Below are 12,547 nucleotides of genomic sequence, written 5' to 3'. Positions count from 1 at the left end.
AAACATTTGAATAAACAAAGTGCAATGAAGAGATCACAGTAGTGGTTAGTCTTACTGTAACAGAGAGCTGGTGGTTGGTGTGAACCAGTACAGGGATAATCATGAATTACAGTCTTGGAGCATCTTTTTCGTAATAAAGATAGTTTGTCTTTATGAGGAAAAAGCGGTCAATTGATCGTTAACAGTGAAGAGAGGTAGACAGAAAGTTAGTCTACAACTAGGGTGGTACCGCGATAAATATCGTCCCTACTGATTTATTCAGTAGGGACTTTTTGTATTTTAGTGGTCCAACTTGAAAATAAAATAGTCATGCATTGAAAGGAAAAGCAGTAGTTGTTGTTTCCCTGTAACAGAGAGCTGGTGGTTGGTGCGAACCAGTACAAAAACAAGAGCGAATTACAGTCCTGGAGCATCTTTTTCGTAGTAAAGATAGTATTGTCTTTATGAAGGGAAAGACGGTCAGATGATCGTTAACAATGAAGAGAGGTAGACGAAAGAAGTCTACAACTAGGGTGGTACCGCGATAAATATCGTCCCTACTGATTGGATCAGTAGGGCTTTTTTGTACAAAAAAGTGGCTTTTTAACTAGTAGTTCATGTCTTTGTACGAATTATTAGTTTAAAATAAGAAGAGGTATCGATTCCACTATAAATTTGTATAATTAACCAGTTCAGAAAATAGAGAATCTTTTATTCTCTTACTATACTTTTAAAACATTAGAGGAGGATTTCCAAATGGCAAATCATGAATTAGATCAATTACGTAAACAGGTAGATGAAATTAACTTACAACTATTACACCTTTTAAACAAACGTGGTGAAATCGTTCAAAAAATTGGAGAACAAAAGCAAGTACAAGGTACGAAACGCTTTGATCCAGTACGTGAGCGTGAAGTACTTGATATGATCGCAGAGCATAACGAAGGACCATTCGAAACATCAACAGTTCAACATATTTTCAAAACGATTTTCAAAGCAAGCTTAGAGTTACAAGAAGATGATAACCGTAAAGCGTTACTAGTATCACGTAAAAAGAAACAAGAAAATACAATCGTTGATGTAAAAGGTGAATTGATTGGAAACGGAACACAAACGTTCATCATGGGACCTTGTGCAGTAGAAAGCTTAGAGCAAGTTCGTCAAGTAGGGCAAGCGATGAAAGACCAAGGCTTAAAATTAATGCGCGGTGGTGCATTCAAACCGAGAACATCTCCATACGATTTCCAAGGTTTAGGAGTAGAAGGACTACAAATTTTACGCCAAGTAGCAGACGAGTTCGACTTAGCAATTATTAGTGAAATTTTAAATCCGAACGATGTTGAAATGGCATTAGACTACGTTGATGTAATTCAAGTTGGCGCACGTAACATGCAAAACTTCGATTTATTACGAGCTGTAGGTAAAGTTAACAAACCAGTATTATTAAAACGTGGATTAGCAGCAACAATTGATGAGTTCATTAATGCAGCGGAATACATCATTGCGCAAGGTAACGATCAAATTATTCTTTGTGAGCGTGGTATCCGCACATACGAAAGAGCAACACGTAACACATTAGACATTTCTGCAGTACCAATTTTAAAGAAAGAAACACATTTACCAGTTATCGTTGATGTAACACATTCAACTGGACGCAGAGATTTATTATTACCAACAGCGAAAGCGGCACTTGCAATTGGCGCAGATGCAGTAATGGCTGAAGTTCATCCAGATCCAGCAGTTGCATTGTCAGATTCTGCACAACAAATGGACATTCCAGAATTCCATAGATTCATGGATGAGTTAAAAGGTTTCAAAAATAAATTATCTTAATTCCATATCATATATGCGTTGAAGAGGAAACAGTAGTGCTTATCTCACTGTTAAAGAGAGCTGATGGCTGGTGTGAATCAGTACAAAGGTAAGCATGAATTACAGCCTTGGAGCATCTTTCTCGACAACTTATGGAGGGGAAGACGGTCAAACGATCGTTAAAGAAGAAGAGAGGTAGACGACAGTTGTCTACAACTAGGGTGGTACCGCGATAAACATCGTCCCTACTGAGCGCTCAGTAGGGACTTTTTTGTACAAAAAAATAGTAAAGGGGCAAGAGAAATGAGATACATTACAGCTGGAGAATCACATGGACCGCAGTTAACAGTTATTTTAGAAGGTGTACCAGCAGGTTTGACACTTACGGCGGAACATATTAATAAAGAATTATTAAGAAGACAAAAAGGTCATGGACGCGGAAGACGCATGCAAATTGAAACAGATACAGTTGAAATTGTAAGTGGTGTTCGTCACGGGATGACACTTGGATCACCGATTACGTTAATCGTAAAAAATGATGATTTCAAACATTGGACGAAAGTAATGGGTGCTGAGCCAATTTCTGAAAAAGAAAGTAAGGACATGAAACGTACAATTACAAAACCACGTCCAGGACATGCGGATTTAAATGGAGCAATTAAATATGGTCATCGTGATATAAGAAACGTATTAGAGCGCTCATCTGCAAGAGAAACGACAGTTCGTGTAGCTGCTGGTGCAGTTGCAAAACAAATTTTAAGCGAATTAGGCGTAAAAATTGCAGGACATGTTCTTGAAATTGGTGGAGTAAAAGCAAAACATATTTCAAACTTACCGATTGAAGAAATTCAAACGATAACTGAAAACTCACCAGTTCGATGTTTAGATAAAGAAGTAGAGCAAGAAATGATGGATGCGATTGACAACGCAAAAAGTAGCGGAGATTCAATCGGTGGTATTGTGGAAGTTATTGCAGAAGGTATGCCAATTGGCGTTGGTAGTTACGTTCATTACGATCGTAAATTAGATGCAAAACTTGCTGGTGCAATTATGAGTATAAATGCATTTAAAGGTGCTGAAATTGGCTTAGGTTTTGAAGCGGCAAGACAACCAGGAAGTAAAGTGCATGATGAAATTCTGTGGGATGAAGAAAAAGGATACACGAGAAAAACGAATAATGCCGGTGGTTTAGAAGGCGGTATGACAACAGGTATGCCAATTGTCGTAAGAGGCGTTATGAAGCCAATTCCTACATTATACAAACCGTTAGCAAGTGTTGATATTGATACGAAGGAAGCATTCCAAGCGAGTATTGAAAGATCTGATAGTTGCGCAGTGCCAGCAGCGGGTGTAGTAGCTGAATCTGTTGTAGCATGGGAACTTGCAGATGTACTAGTCGAACAATTCGGAAAAGATCGTATGGAATTATTAAAACAAAACATTATGCAACACAATAACTACGCAAAAGAATTTTAATAAAAAGGTGGGTTTAACGTGCAAGTAAAAGATCAACTATCATCATTACAACCATATAAACCAGGTAAATCACCAGAACAAATGAAAGAAGTGTACGGAGATCATTCGTTTGTGAAATTAGCATCGAATGAAAATCCATTCGGTTGTTCACCGAGAGTTTTAGAAGAGTTGCAAAAATCTTGGTTGGAACATGCTTTATATCCTGACGGAGGTGCTACGACGCTCCGTCAAACAATCGCGGATAAGTTGCATGTGCAAATGGAACAAGTACTTTGTGGTAGTGGTTTAGATGAAATCATTCAAATAATAAGCCGCGCCGTATTACGAGCGGGAGATAACATTGTAACAGCAGGTGCAACATTCCCGCAATACCGTCATCATGCGATTATTGAAGGCTGTGAAGTGAAAGAAATTCCTTTAAATAATGGTGTATACGATTTAGACGAAATTTTGTCAGCGGTAAATAATAATACGAAAATCGTATGGATTTGTAATCCGAACAACCCGACGGGCACATATGTGAATGAGCAAAAATTAACTCAATTTATTGAAGGCATTAGTGAAAATACGTTAATTGTCATTGATGAAGCGTACTATGAATACGTAACAGCAAAAGATTTCCCTGAGACATTACCGCTTTTAGAAAAACATAAAAACATTCTTGTACTTAGAACGTTTTCTAAAGCATACGGATTAGCTTCTTTCCGCGTTGGATATGCGATCGGACAGGAAGAGCTAATTGAGAAATTAAATGTCGTACGTTTACCATTTAACGTATCTTCATTAGCGCAAAAAGCAGCTACGATTGCTTTTGGTGATAACGAGTTTATTGAAGAAATAGTTCGTGTGAATACAGAGGGATTACAACAATACGAAAGCTTTTGTAAGGAAAATGAAATTCCATTTTATCCATCACAAACAAATTTCATCTTCTTGCCAGTTGAGAATGCAGGAGAGATTTATGAAGCTTGTGCACATGCAGGGTTTATTATTCGTCCATTCCCAAATGGTGTCCGTATTACAGTTGGAACAAGGGAGCAAAATGAAGGAGTGATTTCAGTGTTAAAACAACACTTTGAAAACAAAAAAAGTAAGTCTCGAGATGAGGCAAATGCGTAAAAAGGTAGTATTAATTGGAACAGGTTTAATAGGAGGCTCTCTCGCATTAGCGATTAAGAAAGAGCACGATGTAACGATAACAGGTTACGATATATTTAAAGAGCAAGTAGAGCGTACAAAAGAATTACACGTAGTAGATGAAGTAGCAGTTGATTTACAACATGCATGTGAAGAGGCACATTTAATTGTTTTTGCTTCTCCAGTTGAAGAAACGAAGAAGCTATTACACAAACTTGCGTCATTCCGTTTACGAGAAGATGTTATAGTGACTGATGTTGGTAGTACAAAAGGGTCTATTATGAACGAAGCGGAAGCTTTATTTTCAAAGGAAGTTTCTTTCATTGGGGGACATCCGATGGCGGGTTCTCATAAAACGGGAGTTGAAAGCGCAAAGGCGCATTTATTTGAAAATGCATTTTACATTTTAACACCGATGAATCATGTACCAAATGAACAAGTGGAAGACCTTAAAGTATGGTTAAAAGGAACAGGATCTCATTTTCTTGTTTTAAATACAGAAGAACATGATTATGTAACAGGGATTGTTAGTCATTTCCCGCATCTTATCGCAGCAGGTTTAGTAAAGCAAGTTGAGAAACATGCAGGAGATAATCCGCTCATTCATCAACTTGCTGCTGGAGGTTTCAAAGACATTACACGTATCGCATCTAGTAGTCCGAAAATGTGGAGTGATATTGTAAAGCAAAATCGAGAGCATTTAATGGTATTATTAAAAGAGTGGATCTCTGAAATGGAAGGTTTATATAAGACAGTTTCTACCGGAGATGCAGGCGAGATTCAAAACTATTTTGCAGATGCGAAGGAATACCGTGATTCTTTACCAGTAAGAAAGAGTGGTGCAATTCCTGCCTATCACGACTTATACGTTGATGTATTAGATAAGGTGGGGGCATTGGCTCATATTACGAGTATTTTAGCGCGCGAGGAAATTAGTATTACGAACTTGCAAATATTAGAAGCGCGTGAAGGACTGCTTGGGGTATTACGTATTAGTTTCCAAAGGGAAGAAGATCGTATGAAAGCGAAGCTAGCGCTTGGAGAAGAAGAATACCAAACTTATGAAACAATTTAAATGAGAAGGTGAAAAACGTGAAAGAAAGAACAATACAACCTGTTAATAACGGATTGAATGGCAATATTACAATCCCAGGTGATAAATCCATTTCACACCGTGCTGTTATGTTCGGTTCGATTGCAGAAGGGAAAACAACAATTAAAGGTTTCTTGCCCGGTGCAGACTGTTTAAGTACTATTTCATGTTTTAAAGAAATGGGAGTAGAAATTACGCAAAACGGTGATGAAGTTACTGTAGTTGGTAAAGGATTAGAAGGTTTACAAGAACCGAAAGTTGTATTAGATGTTGGTAATTCTGGTACAACAATTCGATTAATGTCAGGTATATTAGCTAACACACCATTTTTCTCTTGCGTACAAGGTGATGAGTCTATCGCAAAAAGACCGATGAAGCGTGTAACAAACCCATTAAAACAAATGGGTGCAAACATTGACGGCAGAGAAGAAGGAACATTTACACCGCTAACAATACGTGGCGGAGATTTAAAAGCAATTGAATATATTTCTCCTGTTGCAAGTGCACAAGTAAAGTCAGCTATTTTACTTGCAGGTCTTCGTGCAGAAGGTGTAACAGCTGTTACAGAACCACATATTTCCCGCGACCATACGGAAAGAATGCTTGAAGCATTTGGTGTTAAAGTAACTCGCGAAGGGAAAACAGTGAAGCTGTCAGGTGGACAAAAATTAACAGCAACAGACATTCAAGTGCCAGGTGACGTATCATCAGCAGCATTTTTCTTAGTAGCAGGTGCAATCATCCCAAATAGTAAACTAGTATTACAAAATGTAGGAATGAATCCAACTCGTACAGGTATTATTGATGTTTTAGAGAAAATGGGTGCTACGTTCACTGTAGATCTAATTAACGAAGGGGCATCAGAACCAGCTGCAAATATTACAATTGAAACATCTTCATTAAAAGGAATTGAAATTGGCGGAGATATTATCCCTAGATTAATCGATGAGATTCCTGTAATCGCATTAGCGGCAACGCAAGCGGAAGGAATTACAGTAATTAAAGATGCACACGAATTAAAAGTAAAAGAAACAAATCGTATTGATACAGTCGTTGCTGAGTTAACGAAACTAGGAGCTCGCATAGAAGCAACTGATGACGGCATGATCATTTACGGAAAATCAGCTCTAAAAGGCAATACAGTAAATAGTTATGGTGATCATCGCATCGGAATGATGCTTGCGATTGCTGGCTGCCTGGCAGAAGGAAAAACAATTATTGAAGATGCAGAAGCAGTAGGTGTATCATATCCTACATTCTTTGATGAACTTCAAAAGTTAGCTAAATAATAAGGATGGAAAGCAGATACGTGATGTATCTGCTTTTTTTGTTAAAACGTCTTTCTAATTTCACTTACCGAACTATAATAGAAAGAATTGTGATACAATTCAAACAGGGAATGGAGGAGAATTATATGAATGTCATACAATTAAAAGAAGATAAGTTCAGAGAAGCATTACGTTTATCAGAATACGCTTTTCAATATAAAGTAGATGAGGAACGATTACAGCAGCAACTTACAAAGATGAAGGAAAGTCATGAAATATACGGCATTATGGAAGGGGAAGACTTAGCAGCAAAACTACATCTTATTCCGTTTCATATTTACATAGGTAAAGAAAAATTTAAAATGGGTGGCGTTGCAGGGGTAGCGACGTATCCTGAGTATAGAAGAAGTGGGTATGTAAAAGAGCTACTTCAACATTCACTTCAAATAATGAAAAAAGATGGCTATACAGTCTCTATGTTACATCCATTTGCGGTTTCATTTTACCGTAAATACGGCTGGGAACTTTGTGCGAATTTAGTCATATGTCATATGACTAAGAGCGATTTAGTGATGAAAAAACAAGTAAATGGCACTGTGAAACGTTTCAATAAAGAAAAGCATCCAGAAGAGGTCGAAAAGCTCTATGAAGTATTTGCAGAACGTTTTTCAGGTATGCTAGTTCGAGAGAAGAACTGGTGGTTACAAGCGGTTTATGATGATTTAACATTAGCGATTTACTATGATGAAAATAAAAAGGCAGCAGGTTACATGTTATACAAAATAGAAAACTATAAAATGACAGTAGAAGAATTTGTACCACTACATAATGAAGCACGAAATGGTCTGTGGAACTTTATTTGCCAGCATGATTCTATGATTAAAGAACTTGAAATGACAGTAAGTGAAAACGAACCGTTGTTATATTCATTGCAAGAGCCACGCGTGAAGACAGAAATAAAACCATATTTTATGGGAAGAATTGTAGATGTAGAGCAGTTCTTAAAACAATATGAGTTGAATTGGAACAATGTACAGCAAGAAGTGATCCTACACATTACAGACGCATTTGCTCCGTGGAATAACGTAACAGTGAGACTTGCAAATCATGAAATAATAATTGTAGAAGAAACAACGGAAAAAGGAATAAAACTGGATATAAATGCACTATCGGCAATAATGTTTGGTTATAAACGCCCATTAGAACTAAATGAACTTGAATTAATTAGTGGAAGTGACGAGGCAATACGGTCAATTGAGAATCTAGTACCAGTGCGTAAGCCATTTATTTATGATTTCTTTTAATTTATATGTATGAAGGTGGGCTATCCTAAGTGGAATTTCGGGATAGCTTCCTCTTATATTGTGAATTTCTTTCGGTAAGTCAATATATCATGAAAATCGCTGATATAATTAGAGTTGTGCCAATATATCCAGAAAGTCGTTCATATAATTTCATTCACAAATAGAGGATAAAAAATCACAGCTATACTTTGTCACGCACTTGACTTTTAATTCATGTAATTTATAATTAAAAACGGAATGAATTTTCATTCCTGGAAATTGAGGTGGAAAAATGGCTAAAAACAAACAAGAGGATATTTTTGATGCTGCAATACAACTTTTTGCAGAACGAGGTTATGATGGTACAACAATTCCGATGATTGCTGAAAAAGCAAAAGTAGGCGCAGGTACGATCTACCGTTATTTTGAAAATAAAGAAGCGCTTGTTAATTCTTTATTTACGAAAAGTGTTTTACAACTATCAGAATTAATAAAAAATGATTTCCCGGTCGATGCAAATATTCGTGAACAGTTTAGCCATACATACAACCGTTTATTTGAATTTGCGAGACAAAATGCAGATGCTTTTCTTTTTACAAATTCTCACTGTGATAGTTATTTTCTAGATGAACATAGCAATGAAATATTCGAGGACTTCATGGGTTTCTTCATGAACTTGATTGAAGATGGAATCGAAAAAGGTTTGCTTCGTCCATTACCACCAATTGCTTTAATTATTATTGTATATCAACCAATTGAAAAATTAATTAAAGTAATGGAAACAGGGCAGTTAGAATATACAGATGAATTGGTAAAGGAATTGGAAGAAAGTTGTTGGAATGCTATTAGAATCATTTGATTCTATAGCGTTATAAGGATAGGAATGAACATTCATTCCGAGAGAGGTATGAAAAAGAATAACAGGAGATGATAACTCTTTATAACTAAAGGAATGAATATTCATTCCGATTCACCTAGTTTAATAAAGTTAATTAATAAATTAATAGAATGATAGGAATGAACGTTCATTCCGGAAAGTGTTTCCAAAAGATTAGGAATGAATATTCATTCCACATGTGGATTTTATAATGGGAGATGATTCAAATGAGCAAGTTAAAAAGTTGGAGAAGTTTATCTTTTCTATTATGGATAGTTATTACTATTACAATGGTCGTAACGATGCCTAATATGGATAAATTAGTGAAGGAAAAAGGGAAAATTACAATCCCTAATACAGAACAAAGCAGCATTGCTGACAAGATGATTAAAGAGATGGATAAAGAAGGGGTTGAAAAGTATGAAATTATAGCCGTTTTTAATAGTGGCAATAAGGCAGCTTTAACAGATGAACAAAAGAAGGAAATAACAAAAACGATCAACGCCCTGCAAAATGAAAAAGTGCAATTAGGAATTAAGGAAGTTGTTTCGCATTTAGATAATAAAGACTTGGAGAAACAATTAGTTTCTAAAGATAATACGACTATTTTAACGCAAATATCGATAGATAAAAAACATGGTGAAATATCAAGGGTTTCAAATAATCTGCATGAAAAGGTGCAAACGAAAGGAGTAAAAACGTATTTAACAGGAAGTGACTTAATAGCGGGTGATTTTCTTAAATCCTCTCAAGAGGGAGTGAAAAAGACAGAAGTTATTTCAATCATTTTCATTCTTGTAGTATTAATCCTCGTATTTCGTTCACCAGTTGTTCCGATTGTTTCTCTTCTTACAGTCGGTGTGTCGTATTTAGTTTCAATGGGGATTATTGCTCAGCTTGTAGATCAATTTAATTTCCCATTTTCAAACTTTACACAAGTGTTCGTAGTCGTCGTCCTCTTTGGAGTAGGAACAGATTATAATATTTTATTATATACGAGGTTTAAAGAAGAATTAAGTAAACAAGAAAATGCATTTTGGGCCACGAAAGAAACATTTAAATCGGCAGGTAAAACCGTATTATATAGCGGTATAGCGGTGCTAATTGGTTTTGCATCACTTGCGTTAGCAAATTTTAAATTATATCAATCTACTTCAGCGGTAGCAATTGGTGTTTTAGTATTACTACTCGTATTAACGACTTTAAATCCATTTTTCATGGTGCTTTTAGGAAAAGGAATGTTTTATCCAGTTAAAACATTTAAAGGTCATGAGGATAGTCGCTTATGGGGATTCTTTGCGAAAAACTCAGTAGTAAGGCCATTTGTCGCTTTAATCATCGTATTTGTAATATCGATTCCTTTCATATTAAAATACTCTAATACACTAAATTACAATGATTTATTTGAAGTAGATAATAAGTATGAATCAAAGATGGGTATTAACGTAATAGAGGATCATTTTCCGCCTGGTTTCTCTTCACCGAGTACATTAGTCATTCAATCTGATAAAAAGCTGGATGAAGGAACTTCTCTACAAATTTTAGACGAATTAACTGATAAAATTTTGAAAGTTAAAGGTGTATCAGAAGTATATGCACCAACACGTCCAACTGGTGAGAAGATAAAAGAATTATATTTAAATAAGCAAGCGGGAGAATTGAATACAGGATTAGGAGATGCCGATGGTGGCATAAAGGAAATTAATGATGGATTAACGGATGCGAAAAATAAAATGGGAAGTAATGATTCAAATAGTCTTGCGAATGTTCAAAAATTAATTGATGGAACGAACGAGGCGAAAAACGGGGTATCAGCATTAGGAACAGCTTTACATCAATTATCAAATGGCATAAACGACGGTGCACAAGGGGCACAGCAAATTGAGAGTGGCTTAGCTTCAGTAAACGAAAATATAAATGTTCTATCTAATGCAACGTCGCAGCTGCATGCTGGCTATGCACAGTTAGAAAAAGGTTTAAGCTCTTACGATCAGTACTTCGGAAGCATTTCTCAAGCAATTGATGGTGCGAAAAAGGGATATGAACAAATTGAAATGTTAATGACCAATTTCGTTCAAACGAAACCAGAACTAGCGAATGATTCAAACATACAACAAACGATAGGGGTTGCTAAAGAAGCTCAAAAACAATTAAATGTACTTTCAAAAGAATTAAATCAATTAGCAACGCAGCATAAAGCAGCGATGAGTTCATTTAAAGAAGCGAATCAATCGTTACTGAAAGTGGATAACGGCTTAAAAGAAATGAACAATGGAATTAATAAGTTACAAAAGGGAGCAGCGGATCTTAAAAATGGATTAAATGAAGGTTCTGCAGGTTCAAAACAAATTGCGAATAAATCAGCTGAGTTACAATCTGGATTAACGAAAATAAACGATGGGCAAGGGCAACTTTTAACGGGCCTTAAAGACCTGCAGGAAAAGATGGGGCAATTACAATCTGGTTTATCTAAAAGTACAGAAGGGCTTGGAAAAGTAAGCAATGGCCTGCATGACGCGCAGAAATATTTAGGGGAGCTCAATGAATCGAAAAGCTCTGAGAAGTTTTATATTCCAAAAGAAGTGTTAGAGGGAGACGATTTCCAAAAAGCATTGAACACGTACATGTCACAAGATAGAAAGATTGCTAAAATGACCATCATTTTAGATGTAAATCCGTATTCAAAAGAAGCAATGCCGATCATTCAAGAAATCAATAAAACAATCGAGGGCACTGTAAAGGGAACGGAATTAAAGGATGCGAAAACAGCAATTGGCGGAACAACAGCTAGAAACGTTGATTTAAAAGAAGTAACGGGGCAAGATTTCTTACGTACAGCTACGATTATGTTAATTGGAATTGCGATTGTATTACTTGTAATTACACGTTCATTATTAAATACAATATTTATTATTGGCTCATTACTATTAGCGTACTTTGCATCGCTTGGTATAAGCGAACAAATTAGTGCACATGTATTACATGTAGAGTCATTAAGCTGGAATGTTCCATTCTTTAGCTTCATTATGATTGTCGCTTTAGGAGTGGATTATAGTATTTTCGTAATGATGCGCTATAACGAGGTAGAAGGGGATTCGGTAACGAAAATTATAACTGCATCTCGTCATATAGGAGGAGTTGTATTATCGGCGGCGCTAATTTTAGTAGGGACATTTGCAGCATTAATCCCTTCAGGTGTATTAACACTTATACAAGTAGCATCAGTTGTTGGCGTTGCACTATTACTATTAGCTTTAATCGTGATGCCGATATTGTTACCTGCTTTAATGGGGTTAACGAGTAAATTGAAGAGTTATAAAGAAAAGATAATAAATACGAAATAAGTGAAGACTGTAGGGGATGATTTCTCTACAGTTTTTCTATATATAAAATTTTGAATGAAAAATGAATCCAATGTATTACAGAATGAGAAGTGAATGGTTATATGAGAAAGAGGTCAATGATATACATACAATAGCTAGGGGAATGGATAAAAACTATCCGATTTCATTATAGAAAGGTAATCAACCGTTGCTATTCATCCAGCTTCTACTATATAATAGCTATAGTCTACAATAATTGAGTCGTAATATGCGATTTTTTAAGACAATCGGTGAGAAAA

The 12,547-nt window shown here is 36.0% G+C and carries 8 protein-coding genes and 3 other annotated features; all 8 genes read left to right on the top strand.

Features of this window, described 5'->3' with window-relative positions:
• Positions 1-15 precede the first annotated feature (15 nt).
• Positions 16-251, top strand: a binding site (T-box leader).
• Between the two features lie 54 nt (positions 252-305).
• Positions 306-541, top strand: a binding site (T-box leader).
• 194 nt (positions 542-735) lie between these two features.
• Positions 736-1,812 (top strand): bifunctional 3-deoxy-7-phosphoheptulonate synthase/chorismate mutase, encoded by a 1,077-nt coding sequence (locus tag N2V79_RS14340; protein ID WP_001273575.1) that lies wholly within the window; start codon positions 736-738, stop codon positions 1,810-1,812.
• Positions 1,813-1,821: 9 nt separating this feature from the next.
• Positions 1,822-2,041, top strand: a binding site (T-box leader).
• A gap of 53 nt (positions 2,042-2,094) precedes the next feature.
• On the top strand, positions 2,095-3,267 hold the full coding sequence (aroC, locus tag N2V79_RS14335; RefSeq protein ID WP_088022196.1) for a chorismate synthase: 1,173 nt from the start codon (positions 2,095-2,097) through the stop codon (positions 3,265-3,267).
• A gap of 18 nt (positions 3,268-3,285) precedes the next feature.
• On the top strand, positions 3,286-4,386 hold the full coding sequence (gene hisC, locus N2V79_RS14330) for a histidinol-phosphate transaminase (RefSeq protein WP_053564164.1): 1,101 nt from the start codon (positions 3,286-3,288) through the stop codon (positions 4,384-4,386).
• Complete coding sequence (gene tyrA / locus N2V79_RS14325) at positions 4,379-5,479, top strand: prephenate dehydrogenase (RefSeq protein ID WP_340719980.1); 1,101 nt, start codon at positions 4,379-4,381, stop codon at positions 5,477-5,479. The genes hisC and tyrA overlap by 8 nt, the downstream gene beginning before the upstream one ends.
• A 17-nt stretch (positions 5,480-5,496) precedes the next feature.
• Positions 5,497-6,786: a 3-phosphoshikimate 1-carboxyvinyltransferase gene (gene aroA / locus N2V79_RS14320; protein WP_242806236.1), complete on the top strand. Its 1,290-nt coding sequence runs from the start codon at positions 5,497-5,499 to the stop codon at positions 6,784-6,786.
• Between the two features lie 125 nt (positions 6,787-6,911).
• A complete protein-coding gene (locus tag N2V79_RS14315) occupies positions 6,912-8,069 on the top strand; it encodes a GNAT family N-acetyltransferase (protein WP_340719979.1) in 1,158 nt (385 codons plus the stop codon).
• Positions 8,070-8,340: 271 nt separating this feature from the next.
• Positions 8,341-8,907, top strand: coding sequence for a TetR/AcrR family transcriptional regulator (locus tag N2V79_RS14310; RefSeq protein WP_001107290.1), 567 nt, complete (start codon positions 8,341-8,343; stop codon positions 8,905-8,907).
• A 245-nt stretch (positions 8,908-9,152) separates the two neighbouring features.
• Positions 9,153-12,269: an MMPL family transporter gene (locus N2V79_RS14305; RefSeq protein ID WP_340719978.1), complete on the top strand. Its 3,117-nt coding sequence runs from the start codon at positions 9,153-9,155 to the stop codon at positions 12,267-12,269.
• Positions 12,270-12,547: the final 278 nt, after the last annotated feature.

Source organism: Bacillus sp. CH_70, from assembly GCF_038007045.1.
Taxonomy (GTDB): domain Bacteria; phylum Bacillota; class Bacilli; order Bacillales; family Bacillaceae_G; genus Bacillus_A; species Bacillus_A cereus.
The sequence above is the reverse complement of the archived record's forward strand: the minus strand, read 5'-3'. Positions and strand labels throughout refer to the sequence as shown.

Coding starts and splice junctions, on each gene's coding strand:
- N2V79_RS14340 (WP_001273575.1), top strand. CDS start 736: ATGGCAAATCATGAATTAGATCAATTACGTAAACAGGTAGATGAAATT.
- N2V79_RS14315 (WP_340719979.1), top strand. CDS start 6,912: ATGAATGTCATACAATTAAAAGAAGATAAGTTCAGAGAAGCATTACGT.
- N2V79_RS14310 (WP_001107290.1), top strand. CDS start 8,341: ATGGCTAAAAACAAACAAGAGGATATTTTTGATGCTGCAATACAACTT.
- tyrA (WP_340719980.1), top strand. CDS start 4,379: ATGCGTAAAAAGGTAGTATTAATTGGAACAGGTTTAATAGGAGGCTCT.
- aroC (WP_088022196.1), top strand. CDS start 2,095: ATGAGATACATTACAGCTGGAGAATCACATGGACCGCAGTTAACAGTT.
- N2V79_RS14305 (WP_340719978.1), top strand. CDS start 9,153: ATGAGCAAGTTAAAAAGTTGGAGAAGTTTATCTTTTCTATTATGGATA.